Annotated in this window: 12 protein-coding genes and 1 pseudogene; 4 read left to right on the forward strand and 9 right to left on the reverse strand. The window is 70.9% G+C overall.

The annotated features are described in order from the left end of the window. Positions 1-10: 10 nt before the first annotated feature. A pseudogene (locus C3488_RS04885) lies at positions 11-3,024 on the forward strand (glycoside hydrolase family 3 N-terminal domain-containing protein). Between the two features lie 83 nt (positions 3,025-3,107). Continuing rightward, a complete protein-coding gene (locus C3488_RS04890) occupies positions 3,108-4,475 on the forward strand; it encodes a hypothetical protein (RefSeq protein ID WP_103838053.1) in 1,368 nt (455 codons plus the stop codon). 106 nt (positions 4,476-4,581) lie between these two features. Here the strand turns inward: C3488_RS04890 and C3488_RS04895 are convergent, their stop codons facing one another. Continuing rightward, the gene (locus tag C3488_RS04895) at positions 4,582-5,184 is read right to left on the reverse strand and encodes a YceI family protein (RefSeq protein WP_103838054.1); all 603 of its coding nucleotides are present in this window, start codon (positions 5,182-5,184) and stop codon (positions 4,582-4,584) included. Positions 5,185-5,609: 425 nt separating this feature from the next. Here C3488_RS04895 and C3488_RS04900 point away from each other — a divergent pair, with 425 nt between their 5' ends. Together C3488_RS04900 and C3488_RS04905 are read left to right on the forward strand one after the other, a co-directional pair. Then, entirely contained in the window at positions 5,610-7,202 is a 1,593-nt protein-coding gene (locus C3488_RS04900) for an acyl-CoA carboxylase subunit beta (RefSeq protein WP_103838055.1), read from the forward strand. A 57-nt stretch (positions 7,203-7,259) separates the two neighbouring features. Continuing rightward, positions 7,260-7,457 (forward strand): acyl-CoA carboxylase subunit epsilon, encoded by a 198-nt coding sequence (locus C3488_RS04905; RefSeq protein ID WP_103838056.1) that lies wholly within the window; start codon positions 7,260-7,262, stop codon positions 7,455-7,457. A gap of 261 nt (positions 7,458-7,718) precedes the next feature. Here C3488_RS04905 and C3488_RS04910 read toward each other — a convergent pair whose 3' ends face one another. From C3488_RS04910 to C3488_RS04945, 8 genes are all read right to left on the reverse strand, one after another. After that, on the reverse strand, positions 7,719-8,300 hold the full coding sequence (locus C3488_RS04910; RefSeq protein WP_103838057.1) for an ATP/GTP-binding protein: 582 nt from the start codon (positions 8,298-8,300) through the stop codon (positions 7,719-7,721). Continuing rightward, positions 8,281-8,865, reverse strand: coding sequence for a DUF742 domain-containing protein (locus tag C3488_RS04915; protein WP_103838058.1), 585 nt, complete (start codon positions 8,863-8,865; stop codon positions 8,281-8,283). Before C3488_RS04915 ends, C3488_RS04910 begins: the two co-directional genes overlap by 20 nt. Before the next feature lie 97 nt (positions 8,866-8,962). Beyond that, a complete protein-coding gene (locus tag C3488_RS04920) occupies positions 8,963-9,376 on the reverse strand; it encodes a roadblock/LC7 domain-containing protein (RefSeq protein WP_004983065.1) in 414 nt (137 codons plus the stop codon). 10 nt (positions 9,377-9,386) lie between these two features. Further along, complete coding sequence (locus tag C3488_RS04925; RefSeq protein ID WP_103838059.1) at positions 9,387-12,641, reverse strand: nitrate- and nitrite sensing domain-containing protein; 3,255 nt, start codon at positions 12,639-12,641, stop codon at positions 9,387-9,389. 368 nt (positions 12,642-13,009) lie between these two features. After that, positions 13,010-13,585 (reverse strand): ATP/GTP-binding protein, encoded by a 576-nt coding sequence (locus tag C3488_RS04930; RefSeq protein ID WP_054219273.1) that lies wholly within the window; start codon positions 13,583-13,585, stop codon positions 13,010-13,012. Next, entirely contained in the window at positions 13,566-13,964 is a 399-nt protein-coding gene (locus C3488_RS04935; protein ID WP_103838060.1) for a DUF742 domain-containing protein, read from the reverse strand. Before C3488_RS04935 ends, C3488_RS04930 begins: the two co-directional genes overlap by 20 nt. A 111-nt stretch (positions 13,965-14,075) precedes the next feature. Further along, the gene (locus C3488_RS04940; RefSeq protein ID WP_103838061.1) at positions 14,076-14,489 is read right to left on the reverse strand and encodes a roadblock/LC7 domain-containing protein; all 414 of its coding nucleotides are present in this window, start codon (positions 14,487-14,489) and stop codon (positions 14,076-14,078) included. A 9-nt stretch (positions 14,490-14,498) separates the two neighbouring features. After that, positions 14,499-18,236 carry a nitrate- and nitrite sensing domain-containing protein gene (locus tag C3488_RS04945; RefSeq protein ID WP_103838062.1) on the reverse strand — a complete coding sequence of 1,246 codons (3,738 nt, stop codon included), beginning with the start codon at positions 18,234-18,236 and terminating at the stop codon, positions 14,499-14,501. Positions 18,237-18,545: the final 309 nt, after the last annotated feature.

Genomic DNA, 18,545 nt, shown 5'->3' on the forward strand with positions numbered 1-18,545 from the left:
AGGTCCGTCCATGCGAAGAACCGCCCTGCTCGCATCCGCCACCCTGCTCACCGCCCTGCTCCCCCTGGCGTCGGCGCGCGCGGCCGACGACCCCGCACCCGTCCCCGTCGACCGCTTCGAAGGCGAGGTGCCCTTCGCGCAGCAGCCGGCGGAGGGCATCTTCACCTGGGGCGGCGACAGCGACGACCCGCCCGCGCTCCGACTGGCCGACCGCGCCGACGCCCCGGAGGGCGCCAAGGTCCTCTCGGGCACCTACGACATCAGCGGCTACGGCGGCTTCACCCACGACTTCGCCGCCGGCCGGCCGGCCCATGACTGGTCCTCCCACAAGGGAATCCGCTTCTGGTGGGACGGCCAGGACGACGGCAGGAGGATCGCCTTCGAGGTCAAGGACGGCGGCGCGAACGGCGAGGCGTCGGAGCTGTGGACGACCTCTTTCACCGACGACTTCGCCGGCTGGAAACAGATCGAGATCCCCTTCACCGACTTCACTTATCGCACGGACTACCAGCCGGTCGGCGGAATCGACCACGTCCTCGGCTTGACGCAGATGTGGGGCTACGCCGTCACCCTGCCGGTCGGCGTCAAGGGCCACTTCGCGATGGACGACGTGGAGCTGTACGGCAGGGCCGACCAGTCGCTGCGCGCCTCCGTGACCACCGACGCCCCCGTCCATCCGGTGAAGGAGGGCGGAACGGCGACCGTCAGGGTCACCGTCGCCACCACCGGCTCCGCTCCGATCGACGAGCCCGTGACCGTGCGGTACGAGACCGGCGGCGGCAGCGCCGAGCCCGGCAAGGACTACACCCCGGTCTCCGGCACCCTCACCTTCCCCGCGGGCACCGCCTCCGGCGCCTCCCGGACCATCCGGGTCCCCACCCTGAAGGACGGGTCCGCCGAGCCCGCCGAGACCATCCCCGTCAAGCTCACCGTCACCGGAGCCAAGGCACCGGCCGAGACGCCACAGGTGGTCGTCGACGCCCACGGACTGCCGTACCTGGACAAAAGGTTGCCCATCGGGAAGCGCGTCGCGGACCTCCTCTCCCGCATGAGCCTTCAGGAGAAGGCCGGCCAGATGACCCAGGCCGAGCGCGCCGCGCTCACCGACCAGGGCGACATCGCCACCTATGCCCTCGGCTCACTCCTGTCGGGAGGCGGCTCCACCCCCACGCCCAACACCCCCGATGCCTGGGCGAAGATGATCGACGGCTTCCAGCTCCAGGCGCAGGCCACCCGCTTCCAGATCCCGCTGATCTACGGCGTGGACGCGGTGCACGGCCACAACAACCTCACCGGCGCCACGATCATGCCGCACAACATCGGCATCGGAGCGACCAGGGATCCCCGACTGGCCGAGAAAACGGGGGCGGTGACCGCCTCCGAGGTGCGCGCCACCGGCGTCCCCTGGGACTTCGCGCCCTGCCTGTGCGTCACCTGCGACGAACGCTGGGGCCGCTCCTACGAGTCCTTCGGCGAGGACCCGGCGCTCGTGCAGTCCATGGAGACGATCATCCAGGGCCTGCAAGGACGGCCGGACGGGCGCGACCTCGGTCGCGCCGACAAGGTGCTCGCCACCGCCAAGCACTTCGTCGGCGACGGCGGCACCGCGTACGGCTCCTCCACCACCGGCTCCTACACCATCGACCAGGGCGTCACCACGGTCACCCGGCAGCAGCTGGAGGCCGTCCACCTGGCGCCGTACAGGACGGCAGTCCAGCGCGGCATCGGCTCGGTCATGCCGTCGTACTCCTCGCTCGACATCGTCGGCGACGGGCAGGGCCCCGTGAAGATGCACGCGCGCGGCGACATGATCAACGGTGTGCTCAAGGGCCGCATGGGCTTCGACGGTTTCGTCATCAGCGACTGGAACGCCATCGACCAGCTCCCCGGCGACTACGCGGCCCACGTCCGCACGTCGGTCGACGCGGGCGTGGACATGATGAGGTGCCGTACACGTACAAGGACTTCCGGACGACACTCGTCGACGAGGTGAGGGCCGGTCGCATCAGCGAGCGACGCATCGACGAGGCCGTCTCCCGCATCCTCACGCAGAAATTCCGGCTGGGTCTCTTCGAGCACCCCTACGCCGACACCACCGGTGCCGCGCGGATCGGCACGGCGGCCCACCGGGCCGTGGCCCGGCAGGCGGCGGCCGAGTCCCAGGTGCTGCTGAAGAACGCGCACGGTGTGCTGCCGCTGAAGAAGAACCAGAAGGTGTACGTCGCCGGTTCCAACGCCGACGACCTCGGCAACCAGACGGGCGGCTGGACCATCACCTGGCAGGGCGCCTCCGGCACCCACACCCGGGGCACGACCATCCTCCAGGGCATGAAGAACGCCGGGGGAGACGTCACCTACTCCAAGGACGCCTCGGCCCCGACGACCGGCTACGACGTCGGCGTGGTCGTCGTCGGCGAGACCCCGTACGCCGAGGGTGTGGGTGACGTCGGCAACGGGCACGGCCTGCGGCTCTCCGCAGCCGACCAGGCCGCCGTCGACAAGGTGTGCGGGGCCATGAGGTGCGCGGTGCTGATCGTCTCCGGGCGCCCGCAGATCATCGGCGACCGGCTCGGCGAGATCGACGCGCTCGTGGCGTCCTGGCTGCCCGGCACCGAGGGCGACGGCGTGGCGGACGTCCTCTACGGCAGGCGGCCGTTCACCGGGCAGCTCCCCGTCACCTGGCCGAGGTCGGAGAACCAGCTGCCGATCGACGTCGGCGACGCCTCGTACGACCCGCAGTTCCCGTACGGGTGGGGGCTCAGCACGCTGACCAGGGTGCCCGAGGGAGGCACTGCGACCCTGAAGGCGCTCGCGCTCGCGGCCGCAGCGGCCGACAGGACGGGCTCCGACCGGGCCGGACGCGAGATCGTCACCAGGGCCCGACTGCTCGTCCAGCAGCAGGCGGGGTCCACGATGACGGCGGCCGTCGCGAAACCGTTCGCCGACGCCGACCACCTGCTGCTGACGCACAGGTACGCGGCAGCCGTGGCCAAGTTGACGGAGGCCTACCGGGCGGCGGCCTGACGGAAGCCCGATCCGGGTGGGCGGTGCGTGCCGCCCACCCGGACCGACGCCCCGGTTCGGACGGCTTCCGGTAGGTTCGAAGTATGAACGCCGTGATCCGTCGAGGACTCCTCGTTCCGCTGGTCGCCCTGCTCGTGGCCGCGCTCACGGTGCTGTCCACCGGAGCGGCCCGCGCGCAGGCCGCCACGGACGTCTCCGTCATCGCACAGGCGCTCCGCAGCGGTCCCGTCTACGTCGATCCGGCCGCCTCCCGGCAGCTGTCCGTCGCGGACGCCGACGCGCTCGCCAAGAAGATCGAGGACGCGGGCAAGCCGGTCTTCCTCGTGGTCCTGCCCGCCGACTACCCGACGCGGGACCTCTTCGCCGACCTGCGCACGGCCACCGGCATCACCGGCCTGTACGGCGTCCGCCTCGGCGACCGCTTCGACGCCCGCGCCGACTCCTCGGTCCTCGGGCACAGCGCCGTGCGGAACCTGGTCACCAGCGTTCAGGGCGAGACCGCCAAGGCCCAGCTGAACGACTTCACCGACCGTGCCCTCGCCAACGTCGGCGGCCACGCCCCGTCGAGCTGGGGCACCTCCGGCGGCAGCCACCAGGTGTCGTCCACCGCGCTGATCACGCTCGCCGTGGTCCTGGTCCTCGGCGGCACCGGCGCCTACATGCTCGTACGGCGCGGCCGGCGCCGGCGCGAGGAGGAGCAGCGGGCCGCGCTGGAGAAGCTGCGGGTCGTGGTGGACGAGGACATCACCGCCTTCGGCGAGGAACTCGACCGCCTGGACTTCCGGCCGGGGGAGCCGGGCGCCGACGACGCGATGCGCGCGGACTACGCACGCGCCCTGGACGCGTACGAGGAGGCGAAGTCGGCCATGGTGGCGGCGCGGCGCCCGGAGGACGTGAAGGCCGTGACCCAGGCCCTGGAGGACGGCCGGTTCGCGCTGGCCACGCTCGCCGCCCGTCGCGAGGGCCGGCCGCTCCCGGAGCGCAGGGCGCCCTGCTTCTTCGACCCGCGCCACGGCCCGTCCGTCGCCGACGCGGCCTGGACGCCTCCTGGCGGGGCCCCGCGCGAGGTCCCGGTCTGCGCGGCCGACCGGGCTCGTCTGGCCGACGGCCTCGACCCCATGATCCGCGAGGTGGACACGGAGTACGGCCGCCGCCCGTACTGGGACGCCGGCCCCGCCTACGGCCCCTGGGCGGGCGGCTACTTCGGCGGCGGCATCCTGCCCGGTCTGCTCGTCGGCACGCTGCTCGGCAGCATGATGGCCACCCCCTCGTACGCGGCCGACTACGGCACCGGCTACGGCGACTTCGGCGGGTACGAGGGCGGCGACGTCTCGGGCGCCGACTTCGACCCCGGGGACTTCGGCGGCGGCTTCGGGGACGGCGGCGGAGGGGACTTCGGCGGGGGAGGGGACTTCGGCGGAGGCGGCGGGGACTTCAGCGGAGGGTTCTGACCGTCTGCGGAGCGGGAGCGCCGGCCCGAGCACAGGGTCGGGACACGACGCGAGCGCCCGCCCTCCTGATCCGGGAGGGCGGGCGCTCGCGGCGGTTCCGGCGGGGTCACGCCTGCTTGATCGCCGAGATGTCGAAGACCAGCTTGATCTTGTCGGAGACCAGCACACCGCCCGTCTCGAGGGCCGCGTTCCAGGTCAGGCCCCACTCGGAGCGCACGATCTGCGCCTTGCCCTCGAAGCCGACGCGCTCGTTGCCGAACGGGTCCTTGGCCGCGCCGTTGAACTCCAGGTCGATGGTGATCGGCTTGGTCGTGCCGAGGATCGTGAGGTCGCCGGTGATCCGGTACTCGTCGCCGCCGAGCGCCTCCGCGCGGGTGGAGCGGAACGTCATCGTCGGGTGCTCGTCGATCCTGAAGAAGTCGGAGCTCTTGAGGTGGTTGTCGCGGTCGGCGGAGCCGGTCTCGATGCTGTCCATCTTCACGTCGATGGAGGCCGTGGACTTCGACGGGTCCGAGCCGTCCAGGTGCAGCGTGCCGGTGAAGTCCTTGAAGCTGCCCTTGACGTTGGTGACCATCGCGTGGCGGGCCACGAACCCGATGGTGCTGTGCGCCGGGTCCAGCGTGTATTCGCCGGTCAGTGCGGCGAGGTCCGGGTTCACAGCGGCGGCCGGTGCGGTCTCGGTGCTGTTCTTGCGGCTGAAGATGCTCATGACGTGCTCCTTTGGGGGACGGATCGCGGTCCCGGAGGGAGGCCGCGGCTCGAAGCTGTTTAATCTTCAACGAGCTCAACGGAGGAGACCTTAGACTTATTCCGTTCAAGTTTCAACATCATTGAGCGTGTGCCGCCCGCGGAGTCGCCGCGGCGCGCGGGCTTCGGTTCGACCGGTACCGTGGGCATGCCGCCTGCGGCCGTTCGAGGGCCTCTCGTCACCCGGTCGATGGCATTGTGCCGACCATCGAGACGTGATCACTCTCCCTCTCCGAGTTTGTTGGAGCCTCACAACGCCGAGGCCCTCTGGGCAGTCAGAACGGCTGCATCCGGGCTGCGTTCTGTTCAGGGTTACCAGGAAAACGGGCCTGAGACTGTACGGAGTCGACGGCGAGCTTTCCTTGGTGGACTTCGTAAGGTCGCTACATGACCGTTTTGGACGAGGCTGTGGATTCCGGGAGCGAGCCCGCGGATGCGCGCGGGCGGGTCGCCGAACTGCACGAGATCCGCAAGCAGGCGCTCGCGGGCCCGAGCGAGAAGGCGACCGAGGCGCAGCACGCCAAGGGCAAGCTGACCGCCCGGGAGCGCATCGAACTGCTTCTGGACCCCGGTTCCTTCCAGGAGGTCGAGCAGCTGCGCCGGCACCGGGCGACCGGGTTCGGCCTGGAGGCGAAGAAGCCGTACACCGACGGTGTGATCACCGGCTGGGGCACGGTGGAGGGCCGCACGGTCTTCGTCTACGCCCATGACTTCCGCATCTTCGGCGGCGCGCTGGGCGAGGCCCACGCCACCAAGATCCACAAGATCATGGACATGGCCATCGCGGCCGGGGCGCCGCTGGTCTCCCTCAACGACGGTGCGGGCGCCCGCATCCAGGAGGGTGTGAGCGCGCTCGCCGGCTACGGCGGCATCTTCCAGCGCAACACCAGGGCCTCCGGTGTCATCCCGCAGATCTCGGTGATGCTCGGCCCGTGCGCGGGCGGCGCGGCCTACAGCCCCGCCCTGACGGACTTCGTGTTCATGGTCCGTGAGACCTCGCAGATGTTCATCACCGGCCCGGACGTGGTCAAGGCGGTGACCGGCGAGGAGATCACGCAGAACGGTCTGGGCGGCGCGGACGTCCACGCCGAGACCAGCGGTGTGTGCCACTTCGCGTACGACGACGAGGAGACCTGCATCGCCGAGGTGCGCTACCTCCTCTCCCTGCTCCCGCAGAACAACCGGGAGAACCCGCCGCGGGTGGAGTGCAGCGACCCCGTCGACCGCCGCTCGGAGGTCCTGCTCGACCTGGTGCCGGCGGACGGGAACCGGCCGTACGACATGGCCAAGGTGATCGAGGAGATCGTCGACGACGGCGAGTACCTCGAGGTCCACGAGCGCTGGGCGCGGAACATCATCTGCGCGCTGGCCCGGCTGGACGGCCAGGTGGTCGGCATCATCGCCAACCAGCCGCAGACGCTCGCCGGTGTGCTCGACATCGAGGCCAGTGAAAAAGCTGCGCGTTTTGTGCAGATGTGTGACGCTTTTAACATCCCGTTGGTGACGTTCCTGGACGTTCCCGGGTTCCTTCCCGGTGTCGACCAGGAGCACGGCGGCATCATCCGGCACGGGGCGAAGCTGCTGTACGCGTACTGCAACGCGACCGTGCCGCGGATCTCGCTGATCCTGCGCAAGGCGTACGGAGGTGCGTACATCGTGATGGACAGCCAGTCCATCGGGGCGGACCTCACCTACGCCTGGCCGACCAACGAGATCGCCGTGATGGGCGCGGAGGGCGCGGCCAACGTCATCTTCCGCCGCCAGATCGCCGGGGCGGAGGACCCCGAGGCCATGCGGGCCCGGATGGTCAAGGAGTACAAGTCCGAGCTCATGCACCCGTACTACGCGGCCGAGCGGGGCCTGGTGGACGACGTCATCGACCCGTCCGAGACCCGCGAGGTCCTGATCAGGTCCCTGGCGATGCTGCACGCGAAGCACGCCGACCTGCCGTCCCGCAAGCACGGCAACCCCCCGCAGTAACCGGGCGGACCCACCGCGGCAACCCCGCGGACCCCTCTCTCACGGAGACTGACACCCATGAGCAACCCTGACATCCGCGTCGAGAAGGGCCACGCCGAGCCCGAGGAAGTGGCCGCCATCACGGCCGTTCTCCTGGCCCGCGCCGCAGCCCAGACCCCCGCCACGACAGCGTCCCACCGGGGCCGTGCCAAGGCAGGCTGGCGCCGCCTCGAGCGCGAGCCGGGCTTCCGCGCCCCGCACAGCTGGCACGCGTAGGCTGCGCCGCTTGAGCCGTTCCTGAAGGGCTCCTCCGCTTGGGAGGGGCCCTTCTCGCTGCGCGGGGAAAGGCCGGTTCCGAACCGCCGGAGACCGCCCTCGAGGTACTCGCCGTCGCGGCGGGCGGCGGAAAAAGGAAGGGCCCCTCCGCGAGAAGGGGCCCCGTGGGCGCCCCAGAGGGGCGCGGGGAACTGCGCGACCAGCCACGGCTCTCAGACGGCATGCCACCCGACGGGGCAGCCTGGTAGCCGCGGACTGCGCCTAGCGCAGCCGAGCCATCAGCGCGTGCTCCACGAGCGTGATCAGCGCACTCTTCGCGTCGGCACGGTGCCGGGCGTCCGTGGTGATGATCGGGGTGTCCGGGCCGATCTGCAGCGCCTCTCGCACCTCTTCGGGCGTGTAGGGCTGGTGCCCGTCGAAACCGTTCAGGGCGATCACGAAGGGCAGGCCGCTGTTCTCGAAGTAGTCGACCGCGGGGAAGCAGTCGGCCAGGCGCCGGGTGTCCACCAGGACGATCGCGCCGATCGCGCCGCGGACCAGGTCGTCCCACATGAACCAGAAGCGGTCCTGGCCCGGCGTACCGAAGAGGTAGAGGATCAGGTCCTGGTCGAGGGTGATACGGCCGAAGTCCATCGCCACCGTGGTGGTCGTCTTGTCCCCGGTGTGGGTGAGGTCGTCGATGCCCGCCGAAGCAGACGTCATGACGGCCTCCGTGCGCAGCGGGTTGATCTCCGAGACGGCGCCGACGAACGTGGTCTTGCCCACGCCGAAGCCGCCCGCCACCACGATCTTCGCGGAGGTGGTGGAGCGGGAAGGACCGCCGCTAGAGCTTGCGAAGTCCACTGAGCACCCTTTCGAGCAGTGTCACGTCTGGCTGGCCGCCGGCGTTCTCGTCGCCGCCGGGCTGATGGATCGCGACCAGGCCCGCCTCCGCCAAGTCGGCGACGAGGATCCTGGCCACGCCGAGAGGGATCGTGAGGAGAGCCGAGATCTCGGCCACCGACTTGATTTCCCGGCACAGGTTGCAGATCCGCTGATGCTCGGGCAACTGGCCGTGCATCTGGTGCGGTTGTGCGGTGGTGTGCACCAGCGCCTCGATGGCGAGCTGGTAGCGCGGCCTGGTGCGGCCACCCGTCATGGCGTACGGACGCACCAGAGGGTTGTTCGAGGACCCGGCGGGCGCGGGCTCGGGGGAACGGCGGTGCGGCTGCACGGGCTGGATACGCGGTGCCGGCGGCTGGTCGTACGGCGACGGACCCGGACCCTGGGGGCCCTGCGGCGCGTACGGCTGCCGCCACTGGCCCGGCGCGGAGGGAAAGTCGTACCGGTTCTGGTCACCCTGGCCCGGGCCTTGACCGGGGCCGTAGGACCAGTTGCCGGTGGGCGAACCGCCTGGGGGTGTTGCCACGTTCTCTCCTCCTCCGACTGCGCCGGGCACCCATCCCTGTGGAAGCCGCGTCCCGAAACCTTACGGCCCCGGGACGCTCAAAAGCACCGTCCGTCTTCTAGTTGAGAAGGCTGCCCTGGAGCTCCGCACGAAGATCCGGAGTCAGGACCGTACCGGCACGGTCGACCAGAAGCGCCATCTCGTACCCGATGAGGCCGATGTCCGCCTCCGGGTGTGCGAGAACCGCGAGCGACGAACCGTCGGAGATGGACATGATGAAGAGGAACCCCCGCTCCATCTCCACAACCGTCTGGTTCACACTGCCGCCCTCGAAGATGCGGGAGGCGCCCGCGGTCAGCGAGGTCAGACCGGAGGCGACGGCCGCCAGCTGGTCGGCGCGATCGCGCGGAAAGCCTTCGGACATCGCCAGAAGGAGTCCGTCGGCGGAGACCACCACCGTGTGGGACACCCCGGGGGTGTTGTCCACGAAGTTGGTGATCAACCAGTTCAGGTTCTGTGCCGCCTGGCTCATCGGGCTCACACTAACGCTCCTGGTTGTAGGTGCTGTCAGGACCGAAGCCCTGGCCGTTCGTTTCACTGCCTGCTCGGCGTCCCCGCTGGACGCCTCGGCGCAGGTTGCTCAGCCTGCCCCTGACGTCCTCGGGGGCACGGGAGACCTGGGGGCCTCCCTGCGGGGTCGTCTCCGCGGCGCCCTCGATCAGGTTCGCCTTGGGTACCCGTCGAGGCAGACCGGAAGCGGTGACCCCGCCCGCCTTGGGTTTCCGGAGCTGCGCTGCCTGCTGCCACCGCTCGTCGTTCGCGGAGCGCCAGTCGCCGCCCGTCTCCTTGGCCGCCGGCGGATCCTGCCTCACGGGCTGGGGCCGGCCGGCGGTGCCGTTCGCGGTGGAGCCGCGGCGGGGCAGTCCGGCATCGGTCAGCTCGTGGCCGGCGGAGGGAGCCGGTCCCGGACGGTCGAAGCCTACGCGGTCCCGCTCACTTACGTCACCGGCCTGCGCGGATTCCGGTTCGGGAGCGTACTCGGAGCGGTAGCCGCTCTGGAAGTCGTCGCGCTGGGGCCAGTCGTCCTGGTACGCCGACTCCTCGAAGGCGGAGAACGTCTCCGCCGGGCCGGACCGGTCAGCCGTACGGCCCTCCGGCACCTGCTCCGCATACGCCGGCTCCGGGTAGCCGCCACCGGACGGGAAGCCGTCGTTCTGCGGCAGGCCGCCGTTCTGGGAGAAGTACGGATCCTGGTACGCAGTCTGCTGGGGCTCCGCGTACGCCGTCTGCTGGTCGTACGTGGCCCGCTGCTCGTCGTAGGCGTGCTGCCCGTTGTCGTACGGGGACTGGCCGTTGTCGTACGTGTGCTGTCCGTCGCCGTACGCGGGCTGCTGCGCCTCGAAGCCGTCCTGGTACGAGGGAGCGGTCCGATCGCTCTCCTGCGGCTCCTGCTGCTGGTTCGTGCCCTGGACCTGAGCCTCCAGCGCCGCACGGCGCTCCTCGCGCATCAGCGAGCGGCCGACCGGGTCCAGGTCCCGTGCGTCGTTCGGGACCTCGGCGTACCGGCTGTCGTCGAAGCCCAGCTCCGCCGCCGTCCGCAGCGGCTGCCCGTCGAAGTTCTCGCCCTGGTAGGGCTGCTGCTCCGGGATGATCTGCGAGACGGTGAACTCGTCGCGCTCCAGCGGCTGTTCGCCGCCACCGCCGTGGGTGATGGCGTCGGGCAGCATGACCAGCGAGGTGGTGCCGGCCTGTTCGCCCGAGGGGCGCAGCTGGACCCGGATGCCGTGCCGGTCGGACAGCCGGCCGACCACGAACAGGCCCATGCGCTGCGAGATCGCGGCGTCCACGGTCGGCGGGTTGGCCAGTTTGTGGTTGATGTCCGCGAAGTCCTCGGCGGTCAGGCCGATGCCCTTGTCGTGGATCTCGACCATGATGCGGCCGTCGGGGAGACGGGTCGCGGTCACGCGGACCTTGGTCTGCGGCGAGGAGAACGTCGTGGCGTTCTCCAGCAGCTCGGCGAGCAGGTGCACGAGGTCGGTCACGGCACGGCCGTGGATCTCGGCCTCCGGGACGCCGGACAGCTCGATGCGCTCGTACTGCTCCACCTCGGAGGAGGCGGCGCGCAGCACGTCGATCAGCGGGACCGGCTGGTCCCAGCGGCGTCCTGGCTCCTCGCCGGCGAGGACGAGGAGGTTCTCGCCGTTGCGGCGCATACGGGTCGCGAGGTGGTCCAGCTTGAACAGGTTCTCCAGCTGGTCCGGGTCGGCCTCGTTGTTCTCCAGCTCGGTGATCAGGGTCAGCTGGCCCTCGATCAGCGACTGGTTGCGGCGCGAGAGGTTGGTGAAGATCGCGTTGATGTTGCCCCGCAGCAGGGCCTGCTCGGCGGCGAGCCGGACGGCCTCGCGGTGGACCTGGTCGAAGGCGCGGGCGACCTCGCCGATCTCGTCCGTGGAGGAGATCGGGATGGGCGCGACCCGGGTGTCGACACGGCCGGGGTCGGTGCGCGAGAGCTGGTCGACCAGCATCGGCAGACGCTGCTCGGCGACCCCGAAGGCCGCGTTGCGCAGCTGGCGCATCGAGCGGCTCATCTGGCGGGCCATGAGGCCGGCGATGATGAAGGCGGCGAGCAGGGCGACGACGACGATGGCGCCGGTGACGAACGCGGACCGCTTGGCGTTGTCGGCGATGGCCGAGGCGTCCGCCACGGCCTTGTCGGCGAGGTCCGACTCGATCTGGCGGTACGCGTTGAACTTGAGGGTGGTTACCGCCCACCAGTTCTGCGGCGTGATGCCCTGCTGCGCGAGCGCGGCGCGGGCGGTGGTGTCGGTGGACGGCAGCGAGGCGAGGGCCGAGACCATCTTGGTCGGGTCGGACGGCGGGGGCACGTAGCTCGGGTCCTTGGCCTTGGCCTGCTGGGCCATCGCCGCGCCGTCGGACTGCATCTTCTTCTGGAGGACCGTGAGCTTGTCGGCGTCCGCCTGGGTACCGCCGCCGATGTACTCCTCGACGGCGATGCCCTCGAGGTAGGCGTACGAGGACAGCGCGACACGCTGCTTGGCGAGGCTGGTGTCCGTGGTGCCGGGCTTGATCAGCATGTGCATACCGATCGAGCGCTCGAGGGACAGAGCGGCCTTCGTCAGGGAGATGGCGTAGACGGTCCGGCCGTAGCTGGTGATGTTGCCGGTGCCCAGACCGAGCTCGTTGGCGAACTCCATCAGCGGGTGCTGGACCTGGACGTAGCCCTCTTCGGTCTGCACCCCGCTCAGTGCGGAGGTGTAGGCGCCCTGGCGCAGCGCCGGCAGCTTGGTCTCGGCCTTGCGGAAGATGGAGAGGCGGCGCTCCAGGCCCGACTTGTGGGGCATGTTCTGGGCTGCCCGGTCGAAGGCCTTGGCGGCCTGGTCGGTGGCTCCGCGTGCCTGGACCACCGTCGAGTCGTTCTGGCCCTTGCCCTGGAGGAGGGGCGCGGCGCTGACGTCGCGCTCGGTGATGAGCGCGTTGGCGTAGGTCAGGGACGCCTGGACGAGACGGGCCGTGTTCTCCGCGTCCCGCGCCTGCCGCCAGGTGTCGATCGAGCTCTTGACCTGGAAGCCGCCCATCACCAGGCCGACCAGCACGGGGATGAGCAGGATGGCGTTCAGCCTGGTCGGCACGCGCCAGTTGCGCGGGGAGAAGCGGCTGCCGCTGGGCGGGAGAGCCGTCGGCTCCGGGCCGGGCACTTGTGCGGGTGCCGCTCCGCGCGGCGGCGGGGTGAAGTTGCCCCGTGCCGACGGCTCGGGACCGTTCTTGCTTCGCCTCACTCGACCAACAACCTCTCGGCGACGGCACCTACGTCGTGCCGCGGTGTCTCCAGAGCCCTGTCCGAGACTTAGTACGTCTTTGACCAATGGGCAGTTCAGGCATTCCAGCACGTCGGCCTGCGCGATTCCAAACACTCGGAATCCGGGATTCCGAACGTCGGATGCCCTAGATAAAACGGTCATAAAGAGCGAGCCCCGCCAAAAGGCGGGGCTTTTGTGAACGCAGCGGTACCGACCGACCGCGCGGTGTGTCGGTACCACCGAATTTCTCTGTCGAAACGTTATGAACACCGGGGCCGACCGTGTCAAACACCACAGCCGGCGCCCGGTGATCTACGACAACTGCCGTATGGTGCCGCCGACTTGATCTACCGCAGGCGGGCCATCAGCGCATGTTCCACCAGCGTGATCAGCGCACTCTTCGCGTCGGCACGGTGCCGGGCGTCCGTGGTGATGATCGGGGTGTCCGGGCCGATCTGCAGCGCCTCTCGCACTTCATCGGGCGTGTAGGGCTGGTGCCCGTCGAAACCGTTCAGGGCGATCACGAAGGGCAGGCCGCTGTTCTCGAAGTAGTCGACCGCGGGGAAGCAGTCGGCCAGGCGCCGGGTGTCCACGAGCACCACCGCGCCGATCGCGCCGCGGACCAGGTCGTCCCACATGAACCAGAAGCGGTCCTGGCCCGGCGTACCGAAGAGGTAGAGGATCAGGTCCTGGTCGAGGGTGATACGGCCGAAGTCCATCGCCACCGTGGTGGTGGTCTTGTCCCCGGTGTGGGTGAGGTCGTCGATGCCCGCGGACGCGGAGGTCATGACGGCCTCCGTGCGCAGCGGGTTGATCTCCGAGACGGCGCCCACGAACGTGGTCTTGCCGACGCCGAAGCCGCCCGCCACCACGATCTTCGCGGAGGTGGTCGCCCGCCCTCCGTCAGAGCTTGCGAAGTCCACTGAGCACCCTTTCGAGCAGTGTCACGTCCGGCGCGCCGCCGTTGTTCTCGTCGCCACCCGGCTGGTGGATCGCGACGAGTCCGGCCTCGGCGAGGTCCGCGACGAGAATCCGGGCCACACCGAGCGGCATGGCCAGCAGCGCCGACACCTCGGCCACCGACTTCACCTCGCGGCACAGGTGGCAGATCCGCTGGTGCTCCGGCAGCAGTCCCATCAGCTGGGCCGGGTCGGCCGTGGTGCTGATCAGCGCCTCGATCGCGAGCTGATAGCGCGGCCGGGTCCGGCCGCCCGTCATCGCGTACGGACGGACCAGCGGCTGGTCGCCCTCGTCCCCGTACGGCTCGGCGTACGGATCGTGAGAGGCGGTGGGCGGGGTCATGAATCCTCCGGGCGGGACAGCAAGTCGGTCGGGCTGGCCGTCTGACGGGGCCGGTGGGGGGACTGTGGCGGCCTGACGGTGATTTCGTGAGGTGGGTGGTACCGGGGCCGGTCAGTGGAGCAGACTGCCCTGGAGCTCGGCGCGCAGGTCGGGGGTCAGTACCGCGCCTGCGCGGTCGACCAGGAGCGCCATCTCGTAGCCGACCAGGCCGATGTCGCACTCCGGGTGGGCGAGTACGGCGAGGGACGAGCCGTCCGAGATGGACATCAGGAACAAGAAGCCGCGTTCCATCTCGACGACGGTCTGTGCCACGGTGCCGCCCTCGAAGATCCGGGACGCTCCTGCCGTCAGGGACGTGAGCCCGGAGGCCACGGCCGCGAGCTGGTCGGCGCGGTCACGCGGAAAGCCCTCCGACAGCGCCAGCAGGAGACCGTCGGCGGACACGACGACGGTGTGGGACACCCCGGGGGTGTTGTCCACGAAGTTGGTGATCAACCAGTTGAGGTTCTGTGCCGCCTGGCTCATCGGGCTCAACTAACGCTCCTGCTGGTGAGTGGGGCTGGGGAAGCTGCCGGTCTGGCCGGTACCGGCCTGGCGACCCTGGGCGATGCCCCGTCGGAGATTGGTCAGCCGACCGCGCACCTCGTCGGGGGCGCGCGAGACCTGCGGACCGCTGTGGTGCTGTTGCTGCTGGGCCGTGCCCGGCACGAGGTTCGCGCGCGGGACCCGGCGCGGCAGGCCGGAGGTGGTGACCCCGCCGGAGGCGGGCTGCCGCACGCGCTCGGCCTGGCGGACGAGCTCGTCGTTCGGGGAGGTCCGCCAGGACGAACCGGCCGGACGCTGGGGACCCGGGGAGGGCTGGGCCTGAGGCTGCGGCGGCGTGGAGGCCTCGCCCTGCTGACGCTCGCGGAACCAGTTGGTCTCGAGCGTGTCGTACAGCGGCGTGCGCCCGTCGCCGGGGCCCGCCGCCGGCGGCAGGGCCTCGGGCTCCTGGCGACGCTGAGGCTGCTGCGGGGCCGGCGGCCGGGGCGCGCCGTAGGCGTCACCGCCCACCTGCGGACGCTCGAACTGCCCGGTGGACGACGGGTCCTGGCGGTGGCCGAAGCCCGGGGAAGCGAACTGGCCCGTGCCGGAGCCGTCGTAGCCCTGCTGGGCGAACTGACCCGTCGGGGCCGGGCCCTGGGCGCGGCCGGGCGCCGGGAAGCGGCCCGTGTCCTGGCCCTGTCCGGCCGCCGGGAACTGGCCCGTGGGGCCGCCCGCGCCCGGGGCGCCGAAGACGTCGGAACGGACGAACTGCCCGTTGTCCGCGGCATTGGCGGCGGGGCGCGGGGAGTTGAAGTCCGGCCGAGGGAACTCGGAGGTGGAGCCGGGGCCCTGTCGGTCGTCGATCCGCGGGAACTGCTGGCGGTCGTCGACGCGCGGGATCTCCGCAGTGGAGCCGGGGCCCTGTCGGTCGTCGATCCGCGGCATGGGCGAGGTCGAGGTCAGCGCGTCCGGCTCCTCGTGGCCGCGCGGGGTGTCCAGCGAGGCCCGCGGCACGGGCGGCTGCGCGTTCTCGTCGCTCCAGCTCGGAGTGCGCTGCTGCGCGCCGGCACCGGGCAGCTCCGGCCGCGGACCGCCGCGCCCGGGCAGCTGCGGACGGCGACGGCCGCCGCGCTCCTTGGGTTGCGGCGACTGCTGCTGAGACTGCTGCGGCGGGACGGGCGCGCTGTCGCCGAAGCCGGCCGGGCGCAGGCCCGGGCCGCCGTCACCGAAGCCGCCCTGCCGGGAACCGGGCTCCTGGAAGGGCTGGGCCGCCTGCAGTCCCTGCGGGCCGCCCTGTCCGAAGGCCCCGGCGCCCACACCCGGGGCCGGACGGCCCTGCGGGGAGACGGGGGCCTGCGGTGCGCCGGAGCCGCCGGGACGGCCACCGGGGAAGGCGCCGGGCAGCGCGGCGCGCGGGCCCTGACCGGCACCCACCTGTCCACGCTCCGGGGCGGCGTCGAGTCCGGGGCCACCGGCGGACCGGTTGCCCTGCTGCGCCTGGCGACGGGCCGCGGCCGCGCCGGCGGCGGCCTGCGCGGCGGCCGGGCCACCGCTGTGCGGGGCGCCCTGGCCCGGCTTGCCGGGGGCGGGCTTCTTGCCGCCCTGGGCCACGTCGACCGGGAGCATGACCAGCGCGGTCGTTCCACCGGAGTCGGACGGGCGCAGCTGGATGCGGATGCCGTGGCGCTGCGACAGACGGCCGACCACGAACAGACCCATGCGGCGGGACACCGACACGTCCACGGTGGGCGGCGAGGCGAGCCGCTCGTTGATCGCCGCGAGGTCCTCGGGCGACAGACCGATACCGGTGTCGTGGATCTCGATCAGGACGCGGCCGTCGGGCAGCGCGTGACCGGTGACCTTGACCTTGGTCTGCGGCGAGGAGAAGGAGGTGGCGTTCTCGAGCAGCTCGGCGAGCAGGTGCACGAGGTCGTTGACCACACGGCCGGCCACTTCGGTGGTCGGCACGGCGGCCAGCTCGATGCGCTCGTACTGCTCCACCTCGGAGGCGGCGGCGCGGAGCACGTCGACCAGCGGGACCGGGCGGGTCCAGCGGCGGCCGGGCTCCTCACCGGCGAGGACGAGGAGGTTCTCACCGTTACGGCGCATACGCGTCGCGAGGTGGTCGAGCTTGAACAGCGAGGACAGCTGGTCCGGGTCGGCCTCGCGGGACTCGAGTTCGGAGATCAGCGACAGCTGGCGCTGGATCAGACCCTGGGAGCGGCGGGAGAGGTTGGTGAACATCGCGTTGACGTTGCCCCGCAGCAGGGCCTGCTCGGCGGCGAGGCGGACCGCCTCGCGGTGCACGTCGTCGAAGGCCGCGGCCACCTGGCCGATCTCGTCACGGGAGTGCACACCGACCGATTCCACGGACGTGTCGACGTCCTGCGGGTCGGCCTCGGACAGCTGCTTGACCAGCTCGGGCAGGCGTTCCTGGGCGACCTTGGTCGCGGTCTCCTGCAGTCGGCGCAGCGAGCGGATCATGGAGCGGGCCACGACGAAGGCACCGACGAGGGAGACACCGAGGACGAGGAGGATCAGCGCACCGGAGATGATCGCCTCTCGCTCCGAGACGTTCTTCAGCTCGCGGGCCTTCTGCTCCATCTGCTCCAGAAGCGTGCCCTCGATGCTCTTCATCTGCTGGATCTTGGTCGAGTCGTCGTCGATCCAGTCCTTGTACGAACGCTTGTCCTGCGACTGCAGGCCGCTCTTGAGGACGCGGCCGGCGTACTGGTCGGCGGCCTCGATCGTGGGGCTGCCCTCGTCGATCGGCTTCGTCAGGTCCTCGGCGCCGTCGCCGTAGATGCTGCGGAATCTGTCCAGCTCGGAGTCCTGGCTCTCCAGGGCCGAGAGGGCGTACTGGCGGTCGTTCTCGGAGAGATGGCCGAACGTGGTGTTGCTCGCGGGCAGGGCCGCCGCGATCACCGCGCGCTGCATCGACGCGTACTCCTTGGCGGTGGAGAAGGCCGCCAGGGCGCGGGTGCGCTGGATCATCTCCGGGTTGCTGGTGGCCTGCGCCATGTCCTGGGACAGGCTGAGCAGTCCGGTGACCAGACGGTGGTAGGCCTCGACCGTCTGGGTGGAGTTCTGCGGGTCCTTGTAGGCGCTGGCGCGTATCGCGCTGAGGTTGTTCAGCTCGCTCGCGATGCCGACGATGCTGTCGCGCACACCCGAGAGCCGACCGCTGTCGGAGGCGTCGCCGATCTCCTGGGTGCCCTCGAGGAAGGCGGAGCGGGCGCGGTTGGTCTTGTCCCGGACGCCCTTGACCGTGTAGTCGTTCGCGGACGCTCCGTGGGCGAGCGGGCCGGCGGACTCGTCGCGCTCGTCCTGGAGCGCCTCCGCGAGCTGCGTCGCCTGCCGGGTCATGTCCGTCAGCAGCTTCATGTTGTCCAGCTGCTGGATCTGGTCGACGTTGTCGCTGATGCGCAGGGCACCGAGCGAGGTCGCCGCGACCACGGGGAGCGCCAGCAGCGACACGAGGCGCGTGGAGATGCGCCAGTTGCGCAGGGCCAGGCGTGAACCGGCGTCGACCGGGGGAGTGGTGCCCTTCGGTGCCGGGGGCGCGGGGGGCGGCGCGGGCGACGTGCCGAGCGTGGGCGCGCCGGTGCGCCCGGGCCGCTCGGGGCCGCCGGCGGCCGGTGCCGGTCCCTGGTTGTGGGCGTGCTGGGGCGAGGAACCGCGGTCGGTCCCGCCGTGCGGCTCCGGCTCCGCCGAAGCGCTGCCATCCCTCTTGAAACGTCCCTGCACTAGCGTCGCAACCTCTGGACCAGGCGCCCCTCCGCGCGAGCGGTGGGACGGTGTCGGCGTCGTGGGAAGCGCCCTGAATACGCTCCCCGGGTGGTCGTGAGTGACCGGCGCTGGCTCCCCCTTCCCGCCGCTCTTCGGCGCTGCGTTGCGCCCCCTGTGCGCCGGTGCGATCCCGCGGCGGTCCGTGGAATTCCAGCACAGTGCCGGATCTCCAACAAGGCCAACGGGCCAGCGTGCGCCTACCGTGACACGTTGTGAGGGGGGCGTCACCGGACGTAGAAAGTGATCCCGTGCATAACGGGCGCATGC

Source organism: Streptomyces sp. Ru72, assembly GCF_002920635.1.
In the GTDB taxonomy this organism is placed as follows: Bacteria; Actinomycetota; Actinomycetes; order Streptomycetales; family Streptomycetaceae; genus Streptomyces.

Coding starts and splice junctions, on each gene's coding strand:
- C3488_RS04890 (WP_103838053.1), top strand. CDS start 3,108: ATGAACGCCGTGATCCGTCGAGGACTCCTCGTTCCGCTGGTCGCCCTG.
- C3488_RS04895 (WP_103838054.1), bottom strand. CDS start 5,184: ATGAGCATCTTCAGCCGCAAGAACAGCACCGAGACCGCACCGGCCGCC.
- C3488_RS04900 (WP_103838055.1), top strand. CDS start 5,610: ATGACCGTTTTGGACGAGGCTGTGGATTCCGGGAGCGAGCCCGCGGAT.
- C3488_RS04905 (WP_103838056.1), top strand. CDS start 7,260: ATGAGCAACCCTGACATCCGCGTCGAGAAGGGCCACGCCGAGCCCGAG.
- C3488_RS04920 (WP_004983065.1), bottom strand. CDS start 9,376: ATGAGCCAGGCGGCACAGAACCTGAACTGGTTGATCACCAACTTCGTG.
- C3488_RS04935 (WP_103838060.1), bottom strand. CDS start 13,964: ATGACCCCGCCCACCGCCTCTCACGATCCGTACGCCGAGCCGTACGGG.
- C3488_RS04940 (WP_103838061.1), bottom strand. CDS start 14,489: ATGAGCCAGGCGGCACAGAACCTCAACTGGTTGATCACCAACTTCGTG.